19 protein-coding genes and 7 tRNA genes are annotated in these 24,335 nt (G+C 69.7%); 14 read left to right on the top strand and 12 right to left on the bottom strand.

Annotated elements, in window-relative coordinates:
• Nucleotides 1–10 precede the first annotated feature (10 nt).
• The 3 genes from gloB to E2170_RS11875 are packed head-to-tail and all read left to right on the top strand — an operon-like array spanning nt 11 to nt 2,691.
• The gene (gene gloB / locus E2170_RS11885; protein WP_133000838.1) at nt 11–781 is read left to right on the top strand and encodes a hydroxyacylglutathione hydrolase; all 771 of its coding nucleotides are present in this window, start codon (nt 11–13) and stop codon (nt 779–781) included.
• Entirely contained in the window at nt 778–1,845 is a 1,068-nt protein-coding gene (locus E2170_RS11880) for a lytic transglycosylase domain-containing protein (protein WP_243708156.1), read from the top strand. The genes gloB and E2170_RS11880 overlap by 4 nt, the downstream gene beginning before the upstream one ends.
• 30 nt (nt 1,846–1,875) lie before the next feature.
• Nucleotides 1,876–2,691, top strand: coding sequence for an enoyl-ACP reductase FabI (locus E2170_RS11875; RefSeq protein WP_133000837.1), 816 nt, complete (start codon nt 1,876–1,878; stop codon nt 2,689–2,691).
• Between the two features lie 102 nt (nt 2,692–2,793).
• On the opposite strand, the gene E2170_RS11870 is transcribed toward E2170_RS11875, so the two are convergent.
• From E2170_RS11870 to tig, 8 genes are all read right to left on the bottom strand, one after another.
• Complete coding sequence (locus E2170_RS11870; protein WP_133000836.1) at nt 2,794–4,773, bottom strand: SurA N-terminal domain-containing protein; 1,980 nt, start codon at nt 4,771–4,773, stop codon at nt 2,794–2,796.
• Nucleotides 4,774–4,893: 120 nt separating this feature from the next.
• A tRNA-Asp gene (locus tag E2170_RS11865) sits at nt 4,894–4,970 on the bottom strand.
• 36 nt (nt 4,971–5,006) lie between these two features.
• Nucleotides 5,007–5,081 (bottom strand) — tRNA-Val (locus E2170_RS11860).
• A gap of 11 nt (nt 5,082–5,092) precedes the next feature.
• On the bottom strand, nt 5,093–5,365 hold the full coding sequence (locus E2170_RS11855; protein WP_133000835.1) for an HU family DNA-binding protein: 273 nt from the start codon (nt 5,363–5,365) through the stop codon (nt 5,093–5,095).
• A gap of 165 nt (nt 5,366–5,530) precedes the next feature.
• On the bottom strand, nt 5,531–7,963 hold the full coding sequence (lon, locus tag E2170_RS11850) for an endopeptidase La (protein WP_133000834.1): 2,433 nt from the start codon (nt 7,961–7,963) through the stop codon (nt 5,531–5,533).
• A 224-nt stretch (nt 7,964–8,187) separates the two neighbouring features.
• A complete protein-coding gene (gene clpX, locus E2170_RS11845; RefSeq protein ID WP_133000833.1) occupies nt 8,188–9,477 on the bottom strand; it encodes an ATP-dependent Clp protease ATP-binding subunit ClpX in 1,290 nt (429 codons plus the stop codon).
• Between the two features lie 142 nt (nt 9,478–9,619).
• Complete coding sequence (clpP, locus tag E2170_RS11840; RefSeq protein ID WP_133000832.1) at nt 9,620–10,246, bottom strand: ATP-dependent Clp endopeptidase proteolytic subunit ClpP; 627 nt, start codon at nt 10,244–10,246, stop codon at nt 9,620–9,622.
• Nucleotides 10,247–10,272: 26 nt separating this feature from the next.
• Entirely contained in the window at nt 10,273–11,571 is a 1,299-nt protein-coding gene (gene tig / locus E2170_RS11835) for a trigger factor (RefSeq protein ID WP_133000831.1), read from the bottom strand.
• A 204-nt stretch (nt 11,572–11,775) separates the two neighbouring features.
• On the opposite strand from tig, the gene E2170_RS11830 reads away from it, so the two are divergent.
• The 6 genes from E2170_RS11830 (at nt 11,776) to E2170_RS11805 (ending at nt 13,235) form a co-directional block, all read left to right on the top strand.
• A tRNA-Pro gene (locus E2170_RS11830) sits at nt 11,776–11,852 on the top strand.
• A 4-nt stretch (nt 11,853–11,856) separates the two neighbouring features.
• Nucleotides 11,857–11,933: transfer RNA gene (locus E2170_RS11825), tRNA-Arg, on the top strand.
• Nucleotides 11,934–12,020: 87 nt separating this feature from the next.
• Nucleotides 12,021–12,097: transfer RNA gene (locus E2170_RS11820), tRNA-His, on the top strand.
• 64 nt (nt 12,098–12,161) lie between these two features.
• Nucleotides 12,162–12,237, top strand: a tRNA-Lys gene (locus tag E2170_RS11815).
• Between the two features lie 63 nt (nt 12,238–12,300).
• Nucleotides 12,301–12,385 (top strand) — tRNA-Leu (locus E2170_RS11810).
• 88 nt (nt 12,386–12,473) lie between these two features.
• Entirely contained in the window at nt 12,474–13,235 is a 762-nt protein-coding gene (locus E2170_RS11805) for a Bax inhibitor-1/YccA family protein (RefSeq protein WP_133000830.1), read from the top strand.
• An 81-nt stretch (nt 13,236–13,316) separates the two neighbouring features.
• Here the strand turns inward: E2170_RS11805 and E2170_RS11800 are convergent, their stop codons facing one another.
• The 4 genes from E2170_RS11800 to grxC all read right to left on the bottom strand — a co-directional run bounded on the left by E2170_RS11800 (nt 13,317) and on the right by grxC (nt 16,659).
• Complete coding sequence (locus E2170_RS11800) at nt 13,317–14,735, bottom strand: Na+/H+ antiporter NhaC family protein (protein ID WP_279432874.1); 1,419 nt, start codon at nt 14,733–14,735, stop codon at nt 13,317–13,319.
• A 71-nt stretch (nt 14,736–14,806) separates the two neighbouring features.
• Complete coding sequence (locus tag E2170_RS11795; protein WP_133000828.1) at nt 14,807–15,820, bottom strand: isocitrate dehydrogenase; 1,014 nt, start codon at nt 15,818–15,820, stop codon at nt 14,807–14,809.
• A gap of 192 nt (nt 15,821–16,012) precedes the next feature.
• Nucleotides 16,013–16,414 (bottom strand): carboxymuconolactone decarboxylase family protein, encoded by a 402-nt coding sequence (locus E2170_RS11790; protein ID WP_133000827.1) that lies wholly within the window; start codon nt 16,412–16,414, stop codon nt 16,013–16,015.
• On the bottom strand, nt 16,411–16,659 hold the full coding sequence (grxC, locus tag E2170_RS11785; RefSeq protein ID WP_243708192.1) for a glutaredoxin 3: 249 nt from the start codon (nt 16,657–16,659) through the stop codon (nt 16,411–16,413). Before grxC ends, E2170_RS11790 begins: the two co-directional genes overlap by 4 nt.
• Before the next feature lie 220 nt (nt 16,660–16,879).
• On the opposite strand from grxC, the gene E2170_RS11780 reads away from it, so the two are divergent.
• From E2170_RS11780 to E2170_RS11760, 5 genes are all read left to right on the top strand, one after another.
• Nucleotides 16,880–18,460: a M48 family metalloprotease gene (locus tag E2170_RS11780; RefSeq protein WP_133000826.1), complete on the top strand. Its 1,581-nt coding sequence runs from the start codon at nt 16,880–16,882 to the stop codon at nt 18,458–18,460.
• Nucleotides 18,461–18,546: 86 nt separating this feature from the next.
• On the top strand, nt 18,547–19,236 hold the full coding sequence (phoB, locus tag E2170_RS11775) for a phosphate regulon transcriptional regulator PhoB (protein WP_133000825.1): 690 nt from the start codon (nt 18,547–18,549) through the stop codon (nt 19,234–19,236).
• A gap of 9 nt (nt 19,237–19,245) precedes the next feature.
• Nucleotides 19,246–20,604 (top strand): phosphate regulon sensor histidine kinase PhoR, encoded by a 1,359-nt coding sequence (gene phoR / locus E2170_RS11770; RefSeq protein WP_133000824.1) that lies wholly within the window; start codon nt 19,246–19,248, stop codon nt 20,602–20,604.
• On the top strand, nt 20,573–22,768 hold the full coding sequence (gene ppk1, locus E2170_RS11765; RefSeq protein ID WP_133000823.1) for a polyphosphate kinase 1: 2,196 nt from the start codon (nt 20,573–20,575) through the stop codon (nt 22,766–22,768). The genes phoR and ppk1 overlap by 32 nt, the downstream gene beginning before the upstream one ends.
• Entirely contained in the window at nt 22,765–24,315 is a 1,551-nt protein-coding gene (locus E2170_RS11760) for a Ppx/GppA phosphatase family protein (RefSeq protein ID WP_133000822.1), read from the top strand. Before ppk1 ends, E2170_RS11760 begins: the two co-directional genes overlap by 4 nt.
• The last annotated feature ends 20 nt before the right edge of the window (nt 24,316–24,335 follow it).

Raw genomic sequence — 24,335 nt, 5'->3', positions numbered from 1 at the left:
GGGCCCGCCGATGCCCCCGATCCCGATCCCGGCCTTCGCCGACAACTACATCTGGCTGCTGCCCGCGGGCGACGGCCGCGGCACGGTGGTGGTCGATCCGGGCGATGCCGTGCCGGTACTCGCCGCCGCCGATGCCGGCGACTGGCAGCCCGACGCGGTGCTGCTCACCCATCACCACGACGACCACATCGGTGGCGTGGCGGCGCTGCGCCGACGCTGGCCCGGCCTGGAGGTCATCGCCCCGCACGAGGCGCGGATCCCCACGACCAGCCGGCGCGTCATCGACGGTGAGCGGATCGAAGCTGCAGGCCACGGCTTCGAAGTGCTGGCGGTCCCCGGCCATACCGTGAGCCACATCGCATTCCACGGCCATGGCCTCTTGTTTTGCGGGGACACCCTCTTCAGTCTCGGCTGCGGCCGCCTGTTCGAGGGCACGCCGGCGCAGATGCTGGCCTCGCTCGACCGGCTGGCGGCCCTGCCCGCGGACACCCTGGTGTGCTCCGGGCACGAGTACACACAGTCGAATGCCGCCTTCGCGAGGGCGGTCGACCCCGGCAACCCGGCGCTGGAGCGCCGCAGCGAAGAGGTGACCGCCTTGCGCGCCAGCGACCAGCCCACGCTTCCGACCACGCTCGCCGACGAGCGCGCCTGCAATCCCTTCCTGCGCGCGGACGCACCGGCCGTGCGCGCGTCCGTCGCCGCATGGACGGGGGACGACGGCCTGTCCCGGGTCGACACCTTCGCCGCGCTGCGGCGCTGGAAGGACGGATTCCGCGCATGAGGCCGGCCCAGGCAGGCAGCGCGGCGTTGGCGCTGCTGCTGGCGCTCGCGGCGGGACCGGCCGCCGCTGGCGACACGGATCCTGCTTCGAAGCCAGCACAGATGCAGCCCGGCCTGGCGGCGGTCACGCTGCCTGCCGATCCCGGCATCGGGGGCGGCGAAGCCGGCCCGGCGGCGCCGTCCGCCACGTCCAGCCCCGACGCCCCGCTTCCGGGCACAAAGGCTGCCGCCGTGCCGGCGCCGGCGCGGGTCACCAACGGCGTCACCATCTACCAGCGCTTCGTCGACGGCCTGGCACAGCCGACCTGCGAAGACGCCAGCCCGCGCTGGCGCGCCCATTTCGCCCATGTGCCGCAGCAGCTGGCCTCCGGCGAGGGCGAGGTGCTGCCGTTGTTCGGCTACGTGGTCGAGTCCTTGCGCAGCGCGCATCTGCCCACCGAATATGCCCTGATCCCCTTCGTCGAGAGCGGCTACCGCCCCGGCGCGCGCAGCGCCAGCGGGCCGGCCGGCCTCTGGCAGTTCATCGCGGTCACCGCGCGCAACCACGACATCCCGGTCCGCAGCGGCTACGACGGCCGGCTGTCGCCGGTGGACGCCACGCGCGCGGCGGTCCGCTACCTCAAGACCCTGCACGGCATGTTCGCGGGTGACTGGCGGCTGGCGGTGATGGCCTTCAACGCCGGTGAGTACCGGGTGCTCGGCGCGCTGAAGCGGCACGACCAGCGCGCCGCCGACGCCAACCCTGAGGCCCTGGAAAGCCTGTCGGGCATCACCAAGGCCTACGTGCGCAAGCTGCACGCGCTGTCGTGCCTGATGGTGGAAGCAGGCGACGACGAGGAGTGGACGGAGTCGCTGGACCGTCCCGTCGCGCGCCTGGTGGCGGTCGACCTGGGCAACGACCCCGCCGGCCTGGACGGCTACGCGCGCCGCCATGGCATCGACCCGACCCGCCTCAGGCGCCTGAATCCCGCACTGGCCCCGGGTGCCGCGTCCACGGGACGCAAGATCCTGGTCCCCGCCACGGCGGCCGTGGCGACCCCGGCGGCGGCGGGCGTGGCAAACTAGCCAGCCCACTCCACCGGGTCGAACACCACCATGGGATTCCTGCAGGGCAAGCGCGCACTCATCACCGGCATCGCCAGCCAGCGTTCCATCGCCAACGGCATCGCCGAGGCCATGCACCGCGAAGGCGCCGAACTGGCCTTCACCTACCAGAACGAGAAGCTGAAGTCGCGCGTCGAGGACGTTGCCTCGCGCCTGGGCGGCGGCCCCTCGTTCCCGCTGGACGTCACCGACGACGCGCAGATCGACGCCCTGTTCGCCGATGTCGGCAAGCACTGGCCCGATGGCTTCGACATCCTGATCCACGCCATCGCCTTCGCCCCGCGCGAGGCCATCGCCGGCCAGTTCCTCGACGGCCTGACGCGCGATGCGTTCTCGGTGGCGCAGGACATTTCCGCCTACTCCCTGGCCGCCCTGGCCAAGGGCGCGCGTCCGCTGATGCAGGGCCGCAACGGCGCCGTGCTGACGCTCTCCTACCTCGGCGCCGTGCGCACCCTGCCCAGCTACAACGTGATGGGCGTGGCCAAGGCCAGCCTGGAAGCCACCATGCGCTACCTGGCCTACAACCTCGGCCCCGAGGGCATCCGCGTCAACGCGATCTCGGCCGGGCCGATCAAGACGCTGGCGGCATCGGGCATCGGCGGCTTCCGCAAGATCCTCGGCCACGTCGAGAGCCACGCGCCGATGCGGCGCACGGTCAGCATCGAGGACGTCGGCAACGTCGCCGCCTTCCTGTGCTCGGACCTGGCGTCGGGCGTGACCGGCGAGGTGACCTATGTCGATGCCGGCTACAACATCGTCAGCATGACCGGGCTGGAAGAACCGGCCGGCGAAGCCGCCGCCGAATAGTCCCGGACGCCCGGCCGGGCCCGCGCCGCACAGGTACGCGGGCCCATACGGAAGAAGCCCGGCAATGCCGGGCTTCTTCATGTCCAGGGGTGGCGATACGCGTCAGAGGCGCGCCTCGACCGTGGTCACCCGCATGCGCTGGCGCAGCGCGCGCATCAGGGCCAGGGCGTCCTCGTCGCCGGCCATGCGCGCCAGCTGCGTCTGCAGCATCGCGCGCTCCTGCTCGCTGCCCTCGCCGGCGTCCCCGGGCGTGATCTTGCTCACGGCGTACAGCACGATGCTGCCATCGTCCTGCACCACGCGGCCCGCCGAGACCTTGCCCTCGGCGGGCTCGGGCGCGGCGAACACGGCCTCGTTGGCCTCCGCCGACGGCATCGGCATGCCGCGGCGCATGCCAGGCAGGTCCATGTGGGCCCAGCCCTTGCCATCGGCGACCTCGGCCAGCGGCTTGCCATCGGCAATCTCAGCCACCGCGGCATCCGCCACGGCGAGCAGCGCCTTGCTGGCACGGTCCGCGCGGATGGCGGACACCACCTCGTCGCGGACCTCGGCCAGGGGGCGCTCGCGCTCCGGCTGGTGCGCGGTCACCCGGATCAGCACGCTGTGGTTGCCGCCCAGCTCGATCGGATCGCTGACCGTGCCGTCCTGCACCAGGGCGTCGGAGAACGCCGCGCGCTGCACCGCGGGATCGGCGGCGATGCCCTCGCCACCGCCGCGCACGAACGGCCCGGCCTTCTGCACCGGCAGCCCGGCCTCGCGCGCGGCCGGCGCAAGCGAGCTGGGGTTGCGGTAGACCTGGTCCACCAGGCGGCCGATCAGGTCGTTGAAGGCGCGCTCGCGGTCGGTGGTGGCCTGGGCCTCGGCCAGTTCGGCGCGCACCTCCTCGAAAGGCACTTCCTTGCCCTCGCGCACCTCGCGCACCAGCAGCACGTGCCAGCCGAAGTCGGTCAGGACCGGCTCGCTGGGGATGCCGGGCTCGACGGAGTACACGGCGTTGTCGAAGCTGTCGCCCATGATGCCGCGCTCGAGCCAGCCCAGGTCGCCGCCACCGGCCTTCGAACCTTCGTCGTCAGACTCCTCGCCGGCGATCGCGGCGAAGTCCGCGCCCTCGGCCCGCGCCCTGGCCGCGACGGCTTCGGCACGCTGCTTCGCCGCATCGCGCGCGGCGTCATCGGCACCCTCGGGTACGCGCACCAGGATGTGCGAGACCAGGCGCTGCTCGGGTTCGACGAAACGCGACTTTTCCTGCTCGTAGCGCGCGCGCAGGCTGGCCTCGTCCGGCGCCGCCGGCTCGGGCACGGCGTCACCCAGGATCTCGACGTATTCGATCGAAACCTCTTCCGGCGCGCGGTAGTCGCCGCGATGCCCGTCGTACCAGGCCTGGATCTCGGCCGCGCTGATCGCGCCGGTGTCCGGCTCCGGCGCCGGCAGCATGGCCACGGCCACGTCACGCTGCTGTCCGAGCAGGCCCATCATCCGATCGAGTTCGCCCTGGCTGGCGAAAGCCGAACCCGCGACCCTGCTGGGCAGCATCACCATTTCCAGGCGGCCGCGAATGTCCTCCTGGTGCTCGCGCGGGGTCTGCACCGGCACCCGCGACTGCAGCAGCATCTGGTAGCGCTGCGGATCGAAGCGCCCGTCGACCTGGAACTCCGGCATCGACTGCACGACTTCGCGCACCTGGCTGTTGCCCACGGCAATGCCCATGCCGTCGGCGGCAAGGCTCAGGACAGCGCGATCGACCAGCTGGTCGAGCACGGCAAGCTTGTTCTCCACCTGCTCGAACGCACGGGCGTCGAAGGCTTCGCCCTGGGTGGCGCGGGCCTGCTGGCGCGCGGCCTCGAACTCCATGCGGAACTCCTCGGGCGAGACCTCCCGCGACTGCCACACCGCCTTGCGTACCGGCCAGATGTCGGGCGCGGAACGCCACCACGACGGCGGCGCCTCGACCTTGGCGGCATAGTTCGCCGAGCTCTGGAACAGGTACTGCTCCATGCCGAAGAAGGCAAAGGGAATCGCCAGGATCGCGACGATCACGATGGCGATCCAGCCGGAGGTCTTTTCTCGGAGTGCTTGCAGCATGTCGGGGCGCGCGTTGGACGTAGCCGCGCAGTTTAGCGCAGTCCCGGCACCAGCGGCCCCGATGCGTCATGCCGCCCGGAAAGAAGAAAGGCGCCCTTGCGGGCGCCTTTCTGGGGTGACTGGCGGAGTGGACGGGACTCGAACCCGCGACCTCCGGCGTGACAGGCCAGCATTCTAACCAACTGAACTACCACTCCGCGTTGTCGAACCTTGTTGCGAACGTCAGACCCTGATGGTGGGTGCTGAGGGGATCGAACCCCCGACCCTCTCCTTGTAAGGGAGACGCTCTACCGCTGAGCTAAGCACCCATGCGGGCCGCTTAGTTTACAGCATCCTTCAGCGCCTTGCCAGCCTTGAAGACAGGATTTTTCGAGGCGGCGATCGCGATCTCTTCGCCGGTGCGCGGATTGCGGCCGGTGCGGGCGGCGCGCTCCTTGACCTGGAAGGTACCGAAGCCGACCAGGGCCACGGTGTCGCCCTGCTTCAGGGCCTTGCCCACCGAGGACAGCACGGCGTCTACGGCGCGCGTGGCATCGGCCTTGGACAGGTTGGCCTCGTCGGCGACGGCCTGGACCAGATCATTCTTGTTCATGTATTCGGTGCTCCTGCGCGACCCGGTGGTCGCTCGATAAGTTGGCGGGCCTGCGGGCGGGCTTTCGGCCCCCGGCGGCTCCGGGATCGCTGCGGCCGGGGCCGTCGTTGCGAGCGCGAATTTATACCAGCGCGCCCAGTGGCACGCAAGAAAAACGCGCGCCCGTCAGTGCTTGACATCCGCCCGCGGCGCCTGCTTCCGCGTCGTTCGCGCAACCGCCCCGCGCACGGCGCCAGCCGGCTTGACCGGAGCCAGCGGGCGCTCGAGCGCGAGATCAAGCACTTCGTCGATCCACTTCACCGGAACGATCTTCATGCCCTCGGTGACGTTCTTCGGAATGTCGGCCAGGTCCTTCCTGTTTTCCTCGGGAATGATCACCGTGGTGATGCCGCCGCGCAGCGCGGCCAGCAGCTTCTCCTTCAGCCCACCGATCGCGGTGACCTTGCCGCGCAGGGTGATCTCGCCGGTCATCGCCACGTCGGCGCGCACGGGCACCTTGGTGAGCGTGGACACCAGCGAGGTCGCCATCGCGATGCCCGCGCTCGGGCCGTCCTTGGGGGTGGCGCCGTCGGGCACGTGCACGTGCACGTCGTGCTTCTGCAGGAAGTCGAGCTCAAGTCCGAGGCGCTCGGCGCGCGCGCGCACCACCGACAGCGCCGCCGATGCGGACTCCTTCATCACGTCGCCAAGCTGGCCGGTGAGCGTCAGCTGGCCCTTGCCCGGAACCAGCGTCGATTCGATCTGCAGGAGGTCGCCGCCGACTTCGGTCCAGGCCAGGCCGGTGACCAGGCCGATCTCGTTGTCCTGCTCCGCGCGGCCGAAATCGTAGCGCCGCACGCCCAGGTACTTGTCGAGGTTCTTCGCGGTCACGCTGAGCGCGCGTGACTTCTTCTTCGGCGGCTGCGGCCCCGCCAGCGCGATCTCCTTGACCACCTTGCGGCAGATCTTGGCGATCTCGCGCTCGAGGTTGCGCACGCCGGATTCGCGCGTGTAGTAGCGCACGATGTCCTGCACCGCGTCCTCGGCCACCTTCAGTTCGCCGTCGCGCAGGCCGTTGGCCTTGATCTGCTTGGGCAGCAGGTAGCGCATGGCGATCTTGATCTTCTCCTCCTCGGTGTAGCCGGGGATACGGATCACTTCCATGCGGTCGAGCAGCGGGCCGGGGATGTTGAGCGAATTCGACGTCGCCACGAACATCACCTCGGACAGATCAAGGTCGACCTCGAGGTAGTGGTCGTTGAAGGCGTTGTTCTGCTCGGGATCGAGCACTTCAAGCAGCGCCGAGGACGGATCGCCGCGGAAGTCCATCGACATCTTGTCGATCTCGTCGAGCACGAACAGCGGGTTCTTCGCGCCGGCCTTGTTGAGGTTCTGCACGATGCGGCCCGGCATCGAACCGACGTAGGTGCGGCGATGACCACGGATCTCGGCCTCGTCGCGCACGCCGCCCAGCGACATGCGCACGAACTTGCGGTTGGTGGCCTTGGCGATCGACTGCCCGAGCGAGGTCTTGCCCACGCCCGGCGGGCCGACCAGGCACAGGATCGGGCCCTTCATCTTCGACACGCGCGACTGCACCGCGAGGTATTCGAGGATGCGCTCCTTCACCTTCTCCAGGCCGTAGTGGTCGGCATCGAGCGTGTCCTGCGCGACCTTCAGGTCCTTGCGCACCTTGCTGCGCTTCTTCCACGGCACGCCCAGCAGCCAGTCGAGGTAGTTGCGCACCACCGCGGCCTCGGCCGCCATCGGCGACATCTGCTTGAGCTTGTTGAGTTCGTTCTTCGCCTTGGCCTCGACCGGCTTGGGCATGCCGGCGGCGGCGATCTTGCGCGCCAGCTCCTCCAGGTCGTTGGGCGCGTCGTCCATGTCGCCCAGTTCCTTCTGGATCGCCTTCATCTGCTCGTTGAGGTAGTACTCGCGCTGCGACTTCTCCATCTGCGACTTCACGCGGCCGCGGATGCGCTTCTCCATCTGCTGCACGTCGATCTCGCCGTCGACCAGGCCGACCAGCATCTCCAGGCGCTCGGCGGTACCCACGGTTTCGAGCAGACGCTGCTTCTCGCCCAGGCGAACGCCCAGGTGCGCGGCGACGGTGTCGGCCAGGCGCGAGGCCTCGTCGATGCCGGCGAGCGTCTGCAGCAGCTCCGGAGGCAGCTTGCGGTTGGTCTTCACGTACTGCTCGAACAGGCCCATCAGCGAACGCGCGATGGCCTCGACCTCGCGCGGCTCACGGTCCTCGACCGGTTCGACCACGGTGCCGACCGCGGCCAGCGTGCCGTCGACTTCGCGCACGGCGTCGACCGTGGCGCGCGCCACGCCCTCGACCAGCACCTTGATGGTGCCGTCGGGCAGCTTCAGCAGCTGCAGCACCTGGGCCAGCGTACCCATCGGGTGCAGGTCCTCGGCGCCCGGATCGTCGGTCTCGGCGGCCTTCTGCGCCACCAGCAGGACCTGCTTGTCGCCCTCCATCGCCAGGTCCAGCGCGCGGATCGACTTGTCGCGGCCCACGAACAGCGGGATGACCATGTGCGGGAAGACCACGACATCGCGCAGGGGCAGGACCGGCAGGTCGAAGGTGGCGGGCTGGGGGGTGCTCATCGGAACTCCTGGAATGACGGGCGGCCATGGCGCCGCATGGCTCAGGTTATGGGGCCCTGCCGCGGCGGATGCAAGCGCCGGAAACACGCCCGGGCCGGGACGCAGTGGTGCGACGCACGTTCAGGAAACGGCGAGGCCCGGCGCAGGGCCGGGCCTCGGGATTTCCGCTGGATCATCGCCAGGAACCGCCCGGGCCGCGTCGGCCGGCGGGTCCCAAGGGCGCCTCAATCGCCGGAAGCGGCCTTGGCCGGCGCCGGGACGGCGGATTCGTAGATCAGGTAGGGCTCGGACTTGTGCTCGATCACCGACTCATCCACCACCACCTTGCTGACGTTGTCCTGCGACGGCAGGTCGTACATGGTGTCCAGCAGCACCGACTCGACGATGGTGCGCAGGCCGCGGGCGCCGGTCTTGCGCTTGAGCGCCTTGCGGGCGATGGCGGCGAGCGCGTCGGGGCGGAACTCCAGCTCCACGCCCTCCATCTCGAACAGCTTGCGGAACTGCTTCGTGATGGCGTTCTTCGGCTCGGACAGGATCTTGACCAGGGCGGCCTCGTCCAGTTCCTCCAGCGTGGCGACCACCGGCAGGCGGCCGACGAACTCGGGGATCAGGCCGAACTTGATCAGGTCCTCGGGCTCGACGTCGGCCAGCACCTTGCCGACCTCGACCTTGCGCTCGGCGCTCTTGAGCTTGGCGCCGAAGCCGATGCCGCCGGCCTCGGTCGAACGCTGCTGGATGATCTTGTCCAGGCCGGCGAAGGCGCCGCCGACGATGAACAGGATGTTGCGGGTGTCGACCTGCAGGAACTCCTGCTGCGGATGCTTGCGCCCGCCCTGCGGCGGCACGCTGGCCACGGTGCCCTCGATGAGCTTCAGCAGCGCCTGCTGCACGCCCTCGCCGGACACGTCGCGGGTGATCGACGGGTTCTCGCTCTTGCGCGAGATCTTGTCGATCTCGTCGATGTAGACGATGCCCTGCTGCGCCTTCTCGACGTCGTAGTCGCACTTCTGCAGCAGCTTCTGGATGATGTTCTCGACGTCCTCGCCCACATAGCCGGCCTCGGTCAGCGTCGTGGCATCGGCCATGGTGAACGGGACGTTGAGCATCCGCGCCAGGGTCTCGGCCAGCAGGGTCTTGCCCGAACCGGTGGGGCCGACCAGCAGAATGTTGGACTTGGCGAGTTCGACGTCGTCGTTCTTCTGACGGCTCTCGATGCGCTTGTAGTGGTTGTACACCGCCACCGCGAGGGTCTTCTTCGCCCTGGACTGGCCGATCACGTACTGGTCCAGGACCTCGAGGATCTCCTTGGGCTTGGGCAGCGAACTGCGGGCGCTCTGCGCCTTCTCCTCGAGTTCCTCGCGGATGATGTCGTTGCACAGCTCCACGCATTCATCGCAGATGAACACGCTCGGGCCCGCGATCAGCTTGCGGACCTCGTGCTGGCTTTTCCCGCAGAACGAGCAGTAGAGGATCTTGCTGCTGTCGCCGGAACGGCCCTGTCGGTCTTCGGTCATGCGTTCGCCAATCGGTGTTTCGGAGGGGAGTACGGGTCAGTCGGGGTCGAGAATAGCACCCGGGCCCCGGGCCGCAAGCGCGGCGGGGGCCGGGTCCCGCGGGACGGGCCCGCAGCCGGGATGGCCGGGCCGGCCGGCCTGTTCAGGCGGGCTGGATCGAATCTTCCGGCCGGCGCTCGAGCACCTGGTCGACCAGGCCGTACTCGCGGGCGGCCTCGGCGCTCTTGAAGTTGTCGCGCTCGGTGTCGTGGGCGACGGTCTCGATCGACTGGCCGGTGTGACGGGCCAGGATCGCATTCAGGTTCTGCTTCATCGAGAGGATCTCACGCGCGTGGATCTCGATGTCGGTGGCCTGGCCCTGGAAGCCGCCCAGGGGCTGGTGGATCATCACCCGCGAGTTCGGCAGCGCGTAGCGCTTGCCGGCCGCGCCCGCGGCCAGCAGCAGCGCGCCCATGCTGGCCGCCTGGCCGACGCAGATGGTGCTGACGTCGGGCTTGATGAACTGCATGGTGTCGTAGATCGCCATGCCGGCGGTGACGATGCCGCCGGGCGAGTTGATGTACAGGTTGATGTCCTTCTCGGGGTTCTCGGCCTCGAGGAACAGCATCTGCGCGACGATCACGTTGGCGACGTGGTCGTCGATGCCGCCGACCAGGAAGATCACCCGCTCCTTCAGCAGGCGCGAATAGATGTCGTACGCGCGCTCGCCGCGGCTGGTCTGTTCGACCACCATCGGCACGAGGTTCAGGGCCTTGGTCTCGATGCTCATTTCAATCCCGTGTCAGGCGGAAGCGCTCACGCCTGGGGCGCGATCGCTTCCTGGAAGGTCAGCTGCTTGTCGGTGTGCTCGGCGCGCTCGGCGATCCAGTCGATCACCTGCTCTTCCATCACCCGGTTCTGCAGGCCCGACATAAGCTGGGGATCGTTGCGGTACAAGTCAATGACCTGCTGCGGCTCCTCGTAGGTCGAGGCGATCAGGCGCAGGCTCTCGTCCAGGCGCTTGCGGTCCAGCATCAGCTGGTGCTTGCGGGCGACCTCGCCCACCAGCAGGCCGACCAGCACGCGCTTGCGCGCCGGCTCCATGAAGTTCTCGTGGGCATTGGCCGGCGGCTCCGACGGGCGGCCCTGGCGTCGGTTCTGCTCGGCGACCTGGGCGACCAGGGCGCGAGCCTCCTGCTCGACCAGGTTCGGCGGCAGCTCGACCTGCGAGTACGCTTCGACCAGCTGCTCGCCGACGGCACGGCGCAGGCGGTTCATCAGTGCGTGCTTGAGCTCACGTTCAAGGTTGGTGCGGATGTCGGCGCGGAACTGCTCCATCTCGCCGCTCTTGACGCCGAAGCTGCGGATGAAGGCCTCGTCGGCCTCCGGCAGCACGGCCTCCGACACCTGCTCTGCCTTGAGGTGGACCTTCGCGGTCTTGCCGGCCAACTGCGGCACGCGCCACTCGGCCGGGAAGCTGACCTCGATCGCCTTCTCGTCGTCCTTGGCCATACCGACCAGGGCGTTCTCGATGTCGACGTACATGGCACCGGAACCGATCACCGACACGCCGCGCTCGACGCCCTCGGCGGGCAGGCGCTCGCCGTCGACCTCGGACCAGGTCTCGATGTCGACCGCGTCGCCTTCCTTCGCGCCGCGGGTCACGGCGGACCAGCTGCGGCGCTGCTGGCGCAGGTTCTCGATCATGCGGTCGATGTCTTCCTCGGTGACCTCGGCCACCGCGCGCTCGACCTTGAGGCCCGAGACGTCGATGTCGCCGAAGTCCGGCACCACCTCGAAGGTGGCGACGTAGGCCAGTTCGTCGTCACCGGCGGGCTCGATCTTCGGCTGACCGGCGATACGCAGCTCGTTGTCGCGCACGGCGCTGTCGAAGCCCTCGCGCAGCAGGCCGTCGAGAACCTCGCCGCGGACCTGCTGGCCGAAGCGCTGCTCAATCACCTTCGCCGGCACCTTGCCCGGGCGGAAACCCTTGATGCGCGCGGTGCGGGCGATCTCGCGCAGGCGGCCGCCCACCTGGTCCTGGAGGCGGTCGGCCGGCAGGTTGATGGTCATCCTGCGCCCGAGGTTGCCGACGGTCTCGACTGAAACTTGCATACCCACTCCTGCCACCGCGGCAGTCGCCGCGGGCGTTGATTGTCTGGTTTGGCCGGCCTGCCGGGCTGGGCCCGCGTCCGGCGACGGAACGGGATATTTTGGCGGAATAAGGCGCCAGCCGCCAGCGCCGCGCGTTGACAGGGTCCGGGGGCCTCCCGACAATGCCCTGCAGCCGGCCCGGCGGTACCGGCGGGCCGCATCCGTCGGGGTATAGCGCAGTCTGGTAGCGCGCCTGCTTTGGGAGCAGGATGTCGGGGGTTCGAATCCCTCTACCCCGACCACTCCGCGCCCGTAGCTCAACCGGATAGAGCACCGGCCTTCTAAGCCGGTGGTTGCAGGTTCGAGTCCTGCCGGGCGCGCCAGTCACGCCCTCGCGCCGCACGTCGCACTTTCCGCCGCGACCGCGTTACAATGGCCGGCCCGCCGGCGCCCGTCGGCAGGAACCCATGGTGGATGTAGCTCAGTTGGTTAGAGCACCGGATTGTGATTCCGGGGGTCGCGGGTTCAAATCCCGTCTTCCACCCCAGCCTTCCCGCATGGCCGGCAAGTATTGATCCGCCGGCCGTCGCTTTGCTAAGATTTCCCGCTCGGGGCCGTTAGCTCAGTTGGTAGAGCAGTTGACTCTTAATCAATAGGTCCAAGGTTCGAATCCTTGACGGCCCACCAAAACCCGAAAGCGCCCGGTCCCGCCGGGCGCTTTTTTTTTGGCCGGGGCAACCCGGCATCGATGCGAAAGTGGCGGAATTGGTAGACGCCCTGGTTTTAGGTACCAGTGCCGCAAGGCGTGGGGGTTCGAGTCCCCCCTTTCGCACCACCCCGGCCACCGGCCGGGCACGCCGGTCGCCACGGGGCCGTGTATCCTCCGCGCTGGCATACGCACACCTGAACCCTTGGGGGAATCCATGCGCAGCGGCAATCCGGTCCTGTCCGAATCCACCTTCCTCGACCTTGGCAGCGGCACCGTCGTGTCCCGCGACGCCGGGGCGATGACGATCAACGGCACGGTCAACAAGACCGCCTTCCTGCTGCTGCTGACGGTGCTCACCGCGGCCTTCGCCTGGAGCCAGGCCTTCACCGCCACCGGCGAGATCGCCCCGGGCTTCTCTGTCTACATGTGGGGCGGCCTGATCGGCGGCTTCATCCTGGCCATGGTCACGGTGTTCAAGAAGGAATGGGCGCCGGTCACCGCGCCGCTGTATGCCCTGGTCGAGGGCTTCTTCCTCGGCGCGATTTCGGCCGTCTACAGCCACCTCTACGAGGGCATCGTGCTGCAGGCGGTGATGCTGACCTTCGGCACCCTGTTCGCCCTGCTCTTCGCCTACCGCTCGGGCTGGATCAAGGCCACCGAGAACTTCAAGCTCGGCGTGGTCGCGGCCACCGGCGGCATCTTCCTGGTGTACCTGGCGACGATCGTGCTGGGCTTCTTCGGCATCAACATCCCGATGATCCACGGCAACGGCATCGTCGGCATCGGCTTCAGCCTGTTCGTGATCGTGATCGCGGCGCTGAACCTGGTGCTGGACTTCGATTTCATCGAGACCGGCGTCGAGCGCGGCGCACCGAAGTACATGGAGTGGTACGGCGCCTTCGGCCTGATGGTCACCCTGGTGTGGCTGTACATCGAATTCCTGCGCCTGCTGTCCAAGCTCCAGTCCCGCAACTGACCGCGGCTACCCGCGACACGAAGAAGGGCGCCCCACGCGGCGCCCTTCGCGCTTCGGCCTGGCACCGGAAAAGCTTTGCCCCTATGCCCCCGGATCCGCGGCCAGAGCGGCTTCCGCAGCCTCGCCCCGCCGCGGCCAGGCGATGAAGCCGATGGTCACCAGGGCCAGGATCCAGCAGTAGAAGACGGTGCCCGAGAGGGCCAGCGGGGAGACCGAGGCCAGGCCCGCGGCGAGCAGGATCTGGGCGCCGTAGGGCAGCAGGCCCTGGGGTACGCAGGCGAAGATGTCGAGCACGCTGGCTGCGCGGCGGGGGCTGATGCCATGACGCTGGGCGATGTCGCGGGCAACGTCGCCGCTGACCAGGATCGCGACGGTGTTGTTGGCGGTGAACACGTCGGCGGTGGCCGACAGCGCGGCGATGCTGAACTCGCCGGTGCGCCGGCCCTGGCGCCCACGTGCGAAGCGGGCGATCACCTGCGCCAGCCATTCCAGCCCCCCGGCCGCCTTCATCAGCGCGCCAAGGCCGCCGATCAGCAGCGACAGCAACAGGATCTCGGTCATGCCCTCGAAGCCGGTCCAGATGTCGCCGGCGAAGTGCACCAGGCTGTAGCCGGGCGACAGCGCCAGGCCGAAGCCGCCGGCCAGCGCGATGCCGATGCCGAGCACCAGCAGCACGTCCAGGCCGCTCAGCGCCAGCGCAAGCACCAGCACGTAGGGCAGCACCAGCCAGGGCGAGGCGGCTTCGTCGGTCGTGACCGGCGCAGGGTCGCCCAGGAAGGCCAGCAGCAGCATGGTCGCCAGCGCCGCCGGCAGCGCGATCCTGAAGTTCTCGCGGAACTTGTCGCGCATCTCCGCGCCCTGGCTGCGGGTGGCGGCGATGGTGGTGTCCGAGATCACCGAGAGGTTGTCGCCGAACATGGCGCCGCCAAGCACCGCGCCTACGACCAGCGCGCGGTCCAGGCCCGCGGCGTCCGCCACGCCGAGCGCGATCGGCACCACGGCCGCGACCGTGCCCATCGAGGTGCCGATCGCCAGCGAGATCAGGGCGGCGACCACGAACAGGCCCGGCAGCAGCAGCCCGGCCGGGACCGCGCCGATACCCAGCGACACCACCGCGTCGACCGCGCCGATCGCCTGCGAGACGTAAGCGAACGCCCCCGCCAGCATGAAGATCAGGCACATGGTCATGATGTTCGGATCGCCCATGCCGCGCAGCAGGGTCTCGCCAGGCTTCACGCCGCGACAGTGGGCGATCCAGGCGGCCAGGGCCAGTGCAGGCAGGATCGCGACCGGCGCGCGCAGCTGGTAGAAGCCCATGTCCTCGCCCTGCAGCGTGAAATAGAGCCCGGCGCCGAAGAACAGCGCCAGGAACAGCAGCAGCGGGGTCAGCGCCAGGGCGCTGGGGCGGGTTTCCATCGCTTTATCCGCATGAAAGGATCGGCGATTGTGCGGCCGCCGCCGCGCCCTGTCGAGGCGATCTCCGGGATGCCTGCGTTCCAGAAACGAAACGGGCGCCGAAGCGCCCGTTCCCTGCCCTGCATCGGTGGCCCGCCGATCCGGGCACGCGGCCCTCAGGCCGCGGCGCGGCCGGCGATCGCGCGCGCGAAGTCCATCGTGCTCGCGCTGCCGCCCAGGTCCGGGGTCAGCGAATCCTTCGCCTCCAGCGTGTCGACGATAGCCGCGCGCAGCTTGCGCGCCTGCGCGTCCATGCCGAGATGCTCGAGCATCTGCACCGCGCCCAGCAGCAGGGCGCAGGGGTTGGCGACGCCCTTGCCGGCGATGTCCGGCGCCGAGCCGTGCACGGCCTCGAAGATCGCCGCGTCCGCGCCGATGTTGGCGCCCGGGGCCAGGCCCAGGCCGCCGACCAGGCCGGCGCAGAGGTCCGAGATGATGTCGCCGAACAGGTTGGTGGTCACGATCACGTCGAACTGCTCCGGGCGCATCACCAGCTGCATGCAGGTGTTGTCGACGATCATCTCGTTACATTCGATGTCCGGGTACTCCTTCGCCACCTCGCGCGCGGCGTTGAGGAACAGGCCCGAGGTCGACTTCAGGATGTTGGCCTTGTGCACGACGGTCACCTTCCTGCGTCCGGTGCGGCGGGCGAGGTCGAAGGCGTAGCGCACGATGCGCTCGGAACCCTTGCGGGTGTTGCGGGTGACCGACACCGCCCAGCTGCCATCGGGCGCGGTTTCCTGGCCCTCGGCGCTGTACGCGCCCTCGGTGTTCTCGCGCACGGTGATCAGGTCCACGCCCTCGCTGAATCGCGAGCGGGTGTTCGGGAACGAGGTCGCCGGACGCACGTTGGCGTACAGGTCGAAGTGGCGGCGCAGCTGCACGTTGATCGACGAGAAGCCGCCGCCGACCGGGGTGGTCAGCGGGCTCTTCAGCGCGACCTTGTTGCGGCTGATGGAGTCCAGCGTGGCCTGCGGCAGCAGTTCGCCGTGCTTCTCGAGCGCCACCAGGCCGGCATCGGCCTCCTCGTAGGCAAGGTCGACGCCCATGGCGTCGAGCACGTGCAGGGTGGCGTCCATGATCTCCGGGCCGATGCCATCGCCGCGGATGACCGTGATTGTCTGGGTCATTGTGTGGGGTCCAATGCTGGGGGGACGCCGGCCGCGAACGGGGCGTCAGGAAACGGAAAACAGCTGCCAATTATGCCAAATGCGGCCACTTCCTGCCGGATTCCGGCAGGAACGCAGTGGTCCAGCGGGAACCCGGACCGGTCCGCAGCGACCGACGGATCGCGCCCGCGGGGTGATGCACAGGAGGCCGGGCTACGGCGTATCCGCGTCGTGCCGGTGCCCGGCCGGCGCCTCTTCGGTACTACCGGCCTCCAGCCGGTCGAGGAAGTCGACCGCGCGCCGCAGGTGCGGGATCACGATGCTGCCGCCCACCACCAGTCCGATCGAGAAGGCCTCGAACATCGCGTCGCGGCCCACGCCCGCCTCGCGGCAGCGCGCGACGTGGTAGCTGATGCAGTCGTCGCAACGCAGCACCAGCGAGGCCACCAGGCCCAGCAGTTCCTTGGTCGCCACGTCCAGCACGCCGGCCTGGTAGGACTGGGTGTCGAGCGCGAAGAAGCGCCGCACCACTTGATTGGGCTCGGCCAGGATGCGCTCGTTCATGCGCTCCCGGAATTCGGTGAAGGCACGGATGCGATCGCCGTCGTCGCTCATGCGCCCTTCCCTTCCAGCAGCGGCTCGAAGTTGCCGGCGCGATGCATGGCCATCATGTCGTCGTAGCCGCCGACGTGGGTGTCGCCGACGAAGATCTGCGGTACCGAGGTGCGCCCGGCCAGGGCGACCATGCGCTCGCGCTCGGCGGGATCGGTGTCGATCCGGATCTCGGTCCATTCCAGGCCCTTGCTGCGCAGGAAGTTCTTGGCCGCAACGCAGTAGGCGCAGACCGCGCTGGTATACATCGTGATGCGGGGGGAAGCGGACTTGTCCAAGGTGTTCTCCGGAACTGTTGCGGCGGGATGCTGTCGATTGTGGGGGCACGCAGAATGGATTTCAGCCATCCGCCGCCAGTGGCAGCGTTCCACGGCCGCGCGGGTTAACGCCGTATTCACGCCTTTCGCAGCGCCCGCCCCCATGCTGTCCCCTGCAGCCGCCCAGCCCCGTCCGGATCCCGAAACCCGCATGCGACCGCCCTCCGCCACCCTTGCACTGGCCCTTGCACTGGCCGTCGTCGCACCCTCGGCGCCCGCGCAGCAGCGGCTGCCGGACATCGGTTCGTCGGCGGACACATTGCTGGGGCCGACCCAGCAGCAGGAGTACGGGCAGATGCTGCTGGCGCAGCTGCGCCACTACGACTACGTGCTCGACGACCCCCTGGTCGACACCTGGCTGCGCGGACTCGGCAACCGTCTGGCCTCGGCCAGCGACCAGCCGGAGCAGTCCTTCACCTTCTTCATGATGAAGGACCGCTCGATCAACGCCTTCGCCACTCTGGGCGGCTACATCGGCACCAACGCCGGCCTGGTGCTGGCCGCGGAGAGCGAGGACGAAGTCGCCGGCGTGCTCGCCCACGAGGTCGCGCACGTCACCCAGGCCCATGTCCTGCGCGGCGTGGAGCGCGCGCAGCGCGACAGCGTGCCGATCCTGCTGGCCATGCTGGGCGCGGTGGCCGTGGCGGCGCAGTCCGACAGCCGGTCCTCGGGCAATGCCGCGATGGCGGCCGTGGCCGGCGCGCAGGGCCTGATGGTCCAGCGCCAGATCGACTACACCCGTTCGAACGAGTCCGAGGCAGATCGCCTGGGCATGCGGACCCTGTCGCGCAGCGGCTACGACACCGCCGCGATGGCTCGCATGTTCGAGCGCATGCAGGCCATGTCGCGCACCAACCAGGGCGGCGAGCGGGAGCGCCTGCCGGACTACATGCGCACGCACCCGGTCACCACCACGCGCATCAGCGAAACCCGCCAGCTGGCCGAACAGCTTGGCGACCGCAAGGTCGGCGCCTTCACCACCACCGGCCTGGCCGGCAACAATCCCCTGCTGCCTCCCGGGCTGCGCCCCGGCGGACTGGAGCAGAGCGCCGCCGGCGGGCAGTTCGGCTGGGCCCGCGAGCGCCTGCGCGCGCTGAGCGCGGACACCCCGACCCAGGCCATCGCCGAATACGGCCGCCTCGCACGGGCCGGGGGGCTGGACGATGCCCAGCGCTACGGCCTGGCCGTGGCCCAGCTCCGGGCCGGCAACGGCGCGGAGGCCGCGCGCGGGCTCGAGGCGCTGCTTGAATCGCATCCCGGCGACATCTGGCTGCTGGTCGGCCTGGCCCAGGCCGAGGCCCGCGCGGGCAGGCATTCGGCCGCGGACGCCCGCTTCGAGGACCTTGTGCGGCGCATGCCGCGCAACCGCGCGGTGGTCCTGGCCTATGCCGAGGTCCTGGCCGAGCGCAACAACGCCGAGGCCGGCCGGCGCGCCCAGGACATCCTGCGCCCGCTGATGGCCTCCTCCGGCCAGGATCCCGTGTTCCAGCGCACCTTCGCCCGCGCCTGCGAGATCGCCGGCGACCCGGTGCGCTCCGGAGAGGCCTGGGCGGAAACCGCCTACCTCAATGGCCGCGCCGAGCAGGCCCTGGTCCAGCTCAACACCCTGCGCAAGCGCGACGACCTGGACTACTACGCCCGCGCCCGTATCGACGCCCGCATCGCGGCGATCACCCCGACGGTGCTGGAGCTGCGCCGCCAGGGCGTCCGCGATCCCGACCTGCGCAAGTAGGGCCGGCGTCGTCGGTGACACTGTCACCAAACAGTCACCAAACCGTCGTCTAATGGCACCCAGGCCCTGATCCGAGCGGTAGCCGCGTGCAGAAGCGCATCCTGATCGTCGACGATGAACCCGCCATCCGCGACATGGTCGCCTTCGCCGTGCGCAAGGGCGACTACGAGCCGGTGCATGCCGCCGACGCCCGCCAGGCCCAGGAGGCGATCGCCGACCGCCTCCCCGACCTGATCCTGCTCGACTGGATGCTCCCGGGCACCAGCGGCATCGAGCTGGCCCGCCGCTGGCGCCGCGAATCGCTGACCCGCGAGATCCCGATCATCATGCTCACCGCCCGCGGCGAGGAGAACGACCGCGTCGGCGGCCTGGAGGCCGGGGTCGACGACTACGTGGTCAAGCCCTTCTCCGCCCGCGAACTGCTGGCCCGCATCCGCGCCGTCATGCGCCGCTCGCGCGAGGACGACGAGGACGGCAGCGTCAGCGTCGGCGGCCTGCGCATCGACGGCGCCGCGCACCGCGTCTTCGCCGGCGACGAGCCGGTGTCGATCGGACCGACCGAATACCGTCTGCTGCACTTCTTCATGACCCACCCCGACCGCGTCTACACGCGCTCGCAGCTGCTCGACCACGTCTGGGGCGGCAGCGTCTATGTGGAAGAACGCACCGTCGACGTGCACATCCGCCGCCTGCGCAAGACGCTGGAGCCGTTCGCGCTCGACGGCATGGTGCAGACGGTGCGCGGCTCGGGTTACCGATTCTCCGCCTCGGTCTAGACTGGCGGCATGCCGCCGACCCTACAGACCTCCTGGCAGCGGACCCTAGCCACGCTGGCCGCGGTCCTCGCCTGCGCCCTGCTTGCCGGCCTGGCCATTGGCCACCCTTGGCCGGCGCTGGCGATCGCGGCGATCGTGCTGCTGGCCACGCACCTGCTGCGGCTGCGGCGGATCATGCACAGGCTCGACGCACGCGTGCGCCTGCCGCCGCCACGGCCCGGGGGCGGCGTCTGGGCCGGCGTCGAGCGCCTGCTCCACCGCGCCCGCACCGAGGTCCGCGGCCGCGAGCGCCGCCTGGTCGAAATGATGCGCGCCTACCGCGCCGTCGCCACCGCCCTGCCCGATGCCCTGGTGGTGGTCGACCGCAACACCCAGCGGGTGATCTGGTGCAACGCCGCGGCCGACACCCTGCTGGGCCTCAACTACCCGCGCGACAAGGGCGCCAGTCTCGCCGAGCGCCTGCAGCCGCTGCCGATCTCGCACCTGCTCAGCGCCGGCCGCCACGCCGAGCCGATCGTCGATGCCGCCTCACCGGCCGACCCGGCGATCCGCATCAGCCTGCGGCTGATCCCCTACTCCGATGCGCTGTGGCTGCTGGTGGCTCGCGACGTCGGCAAGCTGATGCGGCTGGAGCAGATGCGCCGCGACTTCGTCGCCAACGTCTCCCACGAGCTGCGCACGCCGCTGACCGTCGTCCACGGCTACCTCGACATGCTCGACCCGTCCGAGAACGAGGAATGGGAGCCGATCATCAATGAAATGCGGCTGCAGTCGCAGCGAATGACCCAGCTGGTGGAAGACCTGCTGGCGCTGTCGCGGCTGGAAGCCCAGGACGCGCTGGACGACGAAGACGTGCCGATGGCGCCGATGCTTTCCACCCTGCGCCGCGAGGCCGGTGCGCTCAGCCAGGGCCGGCACGAGGTCGACGTCGAGGACGCGGCCAGGGTCGACCTGCGCGGCTCCAGCCGCGAACTGCACAGCGCCTTCTCCAACCTCGTGGCCAACGCCGTGCGCTACACGCCCAGCGGCGGCCGGATCTCGGTGCGCTTCGCGCCCGACGGCCAGGGCGGGGTCGCGCTGTCGGTCGCCGACACCGGCTACGGCATCCCCGAAATGCACCTGTCGCGGCTGACCGAGCGCTTCTACCGCGTATCGAGCAGCCGCACCCGCGAAACCGGGGGCACCGGCCTCGGCCTGGCCATCGTCAAGCACGTGCTGCAGCTGCACCAGGCCCGGCTGGAGATCGCCAGCGAGGTCGGGCGCGGCAGCACCTTCACCTGCCGCTTCGGCGCCGAACGCGTCGTGGAGCGCACCAAGGATCGTGATGAGGAGTCCGATGAACAGCAAGCGACCCCGCAAGGCGCCTGACAAGGCCGCCGACGCGCCGACGGTCCGCAAGGCGATCGGCAAGCGCGCGTCGCGCGGGGCGGACGCGGCCGCCGCGGCGAGCCTCGTGACGGCCGACCACGCAGGCGACGGTGATGCGCTCCGCGACCCGTCGCTGTACCTCAACCGCGAGCTGTCGCAGCTGGACTTCAACTTCCGCGTGCTCGCCCAGGCGCAGGACGCCACGGTGCCGCTGCTCGAGCGCCTGCGCTACCTGTGCATCTCCTGCACCAACCTCGACGAGTTCTTCGAGATCCGTGCCGCGACCGTGCGCCACGCGCAGGACTTCGAAGTGCCACTGCCACCCGACGGCCTGTCGCCCGGCACCGTGCTGCGCCGCATCCACGAACGCACCGCCGAGCTGGTCGACGCGCAGTACGCCAGCTGGAACGAGATCCTGCGCCCCGCGCTCGCCGATGCCGGCATCCGCGTGCTTTCGCGCGAGACGTGGAACGCACGGCAGCGCCGCTGGCTTCGCGCCTGCTTCCGCGAGGAGATCCTGCCGGTGCTGTCGCCGCTGGGCCTGGACCCCGCGCACCCGTTCCCGAAGATCCTCAACAAGTCGCTGAACCTGGTGGTGGTGCTCAAGGGCCGCGACGCCTTCGGTCGCAGCGGCCACCTCGCCATCGTGCGGGCCCCCCGGTCGCTGGCGCGGATCATCCGCTTGCCGCGGCGGGTGTCCGGCGGCGAACACGATTTCGTGTTCCTGTCGGCGATGCTTTCGGAGTTCGTCGAGGACCTGTTCCCCGGCATGAAGGTCCAGGGCGCCTACCAGTTCCGCGTCACCCGCAACTCCGAGCTGATCGTCGACGAGGACGAGGTCGAGAACCTGGCGCTGGCCCTGCGCGACGAGCTGGTCGGCCGCGGCTACCTGCGCGCGATGCGCCTGGAGATCGCCTCGGACTGCCCCGAAGCCATCGTGCGCGAGCTGCTGCGCAACTTTGACCTGCCGGAGAACGCGGTGTACCGGATCAACGGGCCGGTCAACCTCAACCGCGTGATCCAGGTCTACAACGAGGTGGATCGCCCCGAACTGAAGTTCCCCGCGTTCCAGCCGCGCCAGCTTCCGGGCAGCGACAGCATGTTCGAGCGCCTGGCCAGCGGCGATGTCTTGCTCCACCACCCCTTCGACGGCTTCAGCCCGGTGCTGGAACTGCTCAAGCAGGCCGCCACCGACCCGGGCGTGCTCGCGATCAAGCAGACCCTGTACCGCACCGGCCGCGACTCGCCGATCGTCGAGCACCTGGTGCAGGCCGCGCGCAACGGCAAGGACGTCACCGTGGTGGTCGAGCTGCGCGCGCGCTTCGACGAGGAGGCCAACCTCGGCCTCGCCGACCGCCTGCAGGACGCCGGCGTACAGGTGGTCTACGGCGTGGTCGGCTACAAGACCCACGCCAAGATGCTGCTGGTGGTCCGCCGCGAGGGCCGGCGCCTGCGCCGCTACGTGCACATGGGCACCGGCAACTACCACAGCGGCACCGCGCGCGCCTACACCGACCTCAGCCTGATGACCGCGGACCCGCACATCGGCAGCGACGTGCACCAGGTCTTCCAGCAGATCTCGGGCCTGGCGCCTGCAATCCGCCTCGAGCGCCTGCTGCAGTCGCCCTTCACCCTGCACGGTGGCGTGCTGGAGCGCATCGAGCGCGAAGCCCGTCTAGCCGCCAACGGGCGCCCGGCGCGGATCATCGCCAAGATGAACGCCCTCAACGAACCCCAGGTCGTGCGCGCGCTCTACGCGGCCTCGCAGGCCGGCGTGCGCATCGACCTGATCGTTCGCGGCGCCTGCACCCTGCGCCCGGGCGTGCCCGGGGTCTCGGACAACATCCGGGTACGCTCGATCGTGGGGCGCTTCCTCGAGCACAGCCGCGTCTACTGGTTCGGCAACGACGGCGCGCCGGAAACCTGGTGCGCCAGCGCCGACTGGCTGGAGCGCAACCTGCTGCGCCGGGTCGAGACCTGCTTCCCGATCCTCGACCCGGTGGTGGCCGCGCGCATCTTCCGGGAAGCCCTGGAAACCTACCTGGCCGACAATACCAATGCCTGGGAGCTGCAGTCCGACGGCAGCTACCGCCAGCTTTCGCCGGCCGAGGGCGAAGCGCCGCACTCGGCGCAGGCTTCGCTGCTCGCGGGGATCTGCGGATGAGCTCGGGCGCCGTCCCCGCCGCCTCACAGAGCCAGCCGCTGGCCGATGGCGACATGCTCGCCGCGATCGACCTCGGCTCGAACAGCTACCACATGGTAGTGGCCCGCTACACCCTGGGCCAGCTGCGCATCATCGACCGCCTGCGCGAGACCGTGCGCATGGCCGAGGGCCTGGACGGGCGCGGCGGCCTGCTGCCCGAGGTGCGGCAACGCGCCCTGCAGTGCCTGTCGCGGTTCGGCCAGCGCATCCGCGACATCCCGCCGCACCGAGTGCGCGCAGTGGCGACCAACACCGTTCGCCGGCTGGCCGCGCCGCAGGCCTTCCTGATGCCGGCGGAAACCGCGCTCGGCCACGCCATCGAGATCGTGTCCGGCCGCGAGGAGGCGCGCCTGGTCTACCAGGGTGTCGCCCACGCGCAGCCGCCGAAGAACGGCCACCGCAGGCTGGTGATCGACATCGGTGGCGGTTCGACCGAATGCATCATCGGCCGCGGCTTCGAAACCCTGGAGCGCGAAAGCGTTCAGCTGGGCGCAGTGGCCGGCACGCTGCGCTACTTCGGCAACGGCAAGCTGTCGCGGAAAAAGTGGCGCGATGCCCTGATCGAAGCCTCGGTGGAATTCCAGCAGTTCGCCGCCGCCTATCGCAGCCTCGGCTGGCAGGAGGCGATCGGCGCCTCGGGCACCAACAAGGCCATCGGCGAGATCTGCGCGGCGATGAAGCTCACCAAGGGCGCGGTCACCGCCGAAGCCCTGCCGGTGGTGCGCGACGAACTGCTGCGCGCAGGGCACATCGACGACATCAGGCTGCCCGGCCTGTCCGACGACCGCCGCCCGGTCATCGCCGGCGGCCTGCTGGTGCTGGAGGCCGCATTCGCCAGCCTCGGCCTGCAGCGGATGATGGTGAGCAAGGCGGCGCTGCGCGAAGGCGTGCTGTACGACATGCTCGGCCGCGCCGGCGACCAGGACCCGCGCGAGACCTCGGTGGATGCGCTGGTGCAGCGCTACGGCATCGACGTGGCGCAGGCGCTGCGCGTCGAGGCCAGTGCGCTGAAGCTGTTCGACCAGGTGGCCGCCGCCTGGCAGCTCACGCCCGACGACCGCCTGATGCTGTCCTGGGCCGCGCGCCTGCACGAACTCGGGCTGACCATCGCCCACAGCCAGTACCAGGTGCACGGCGCCTACATCCTGGCCCAGTCCGACATCGCCGGCTTCTCGCGCCAGGAGCAGCAGTTCCTCGCGGCCCTGGTGCGCGCGCACCGGCGCAAGGTACCGAAGACCGTGTTCGAGGCCCTGCCCGACCGTCTGCTGCCGGCGGCGCGCAGGCTGTCGGCGCTGCTGCGGCTGGCGGTGGTGCTGCACCGCGGCCACGAGGAGGCCGACATCCCGGCGGAGGCCAGCGCCGACGGCGACACGCTGGCACTGCGGCTGCCCCCACGCTGGCTGGATGCGCGCCCGCTGCTGCAGGCCGACCTTGCCAGCGAACCGTCGGAGACCACGTCGCTGGGCATCGCGCTGCGCTTCGCCCAGTCTGCGGGTGGGCCGCCATAGCCCACCCGGTTCCGCGTCCG

The sequence above is a fragment of the Luteimonas arsenica genome, assembly GCF_004352825.1.
Lineage (GTDB): Bacteria > Pseudomonadota > Gammaproteobacteria > Xanthomonadales > Xanthomonadaceae > Luteimonas > Luteimonas arsenica.
This window is presented reverse-complemented; position numbering and strand designations above follow the sequence as displayed.

Excerpts from the sequence above, each read along its gene's own strand:
- tig (WP_133000831.1), bottom strand. The coding sequence starts at position 11,571 with ATGCAAGTTTCAGTCGAGACCGTCGGCAACCTCGGGCGCAGGATGACC.
- phoR (WP_133000824.1), top strand. The coding sequence starts at position 19,246 with ATGCCGCCGACCCTACAGACCTCCTGGCAGCGGACCCTAGCCACGCTG.
- clpX (WP_133000833.1), bottom strand. The coding sequence starts at position 9,477 with ATGACCGAAGACCGACAGGGCCGTTCCGGCGACAGCAGCAAGATCCTC.
- gloB (WP_133000838.1), top strand. The coding sequence starts at position 11 with ATGCCCCCGATCCCGATCCCGGCCTTCGCCGACAACTACATCTGGCTG.
- ppk1 (WP_133000823.1), top strand. The coding sequence starts at position 20,573 with ATGAACAGCAAGCGACCCCGCAAGGCGCCTGACAAGGCCGCCGACGCG.
- E2170_RS11805 (WP_133000830.1), top strand. The coding sequence starts at position 12,474 with ATGCGCAGCGGCAATCCGGTCCTGTCCGAATCCACCTTCCTCGACCTT.
- E2170_RS11875 (WP_133000837.1), top strand. The coding sequence starts at position 1,876 with ATGGGATTCCTGCAGGGCAAGCGCGCACTCATCACCGGCATCGCCAGC.
- E2170_RS11795 (WP_133000828.1), bottom strand. The coding sequence starts at position 15,820 with ATGACCCAGACAATCACGGTCATCCGCGGCGATGGCATCGGCCCGGAG.
- clpP (WP_133000832.1), bottom strand. The coding sequence starts at position 10,246 with ATGAGCATCGAGACCAAGGCCCTGAACCTCGTGCCGATGGTGGTCGAA.
- E2170_RS11870 (WP_133000836.1), bottom strand. The coding sequence starts at position 4,773 with ATGCTGCAAGCACTCCGAGAAAAGACCTCCGGCTGGATCGCCATCGTG.
- E2170_RS11780 (WP_133000826.1), top strand. The coding sequence starts at position 16,880 with ATGCGACCGCCCTCCGCCACCCTTGCACTGGCCCTTGCACTGGCCGTC.
- E2170_RS11760 (WP_133000822.1), top strand. The coding sequence starts at position 22,765 with ATGAGCTCGGGCGCCGTCCCCGCCGCCTCACAGAGCCAGCCGCTGGCC.
- E2170_RS11855 (WP_133000835.1), bottom strand. The coding sequence starts at position 5,365 with ATGAACAAGAATGATCTGGTCCAGGCCGTCGCCGACGAGGCCAACCTG.
- E2170_RS11790 (WP_133000827.1), bottom strand. The coding sequence starts at position 16,414 with ATGAGCGACGACGGCGATCGCATCCGTGCCTTCACCGAATTCCGGGAG.
- E2170_RS11880 (WP_243708156.1), top strand. The coding sequence starts at position 778 with ATGAGGCCGGCCCAGGCAGGCAGCGCGGCGTTGGCGCTGCTGCTGGCG.
- lon (WP_133000834.1), bottom strand. The coding sequence starts at position 7,963 with ATGAGCACCCCCCAGCCCGCCACCTTCGACCTGCCGGTCCTGCCCCTG.
- grxC (WP_243708192.1), bottom strand. The coding sequence starts at position 16,659 with ATGTATACCAGCGCGGTCTGCGCCTACTGCGTTGCGGCCAAGAACTTC.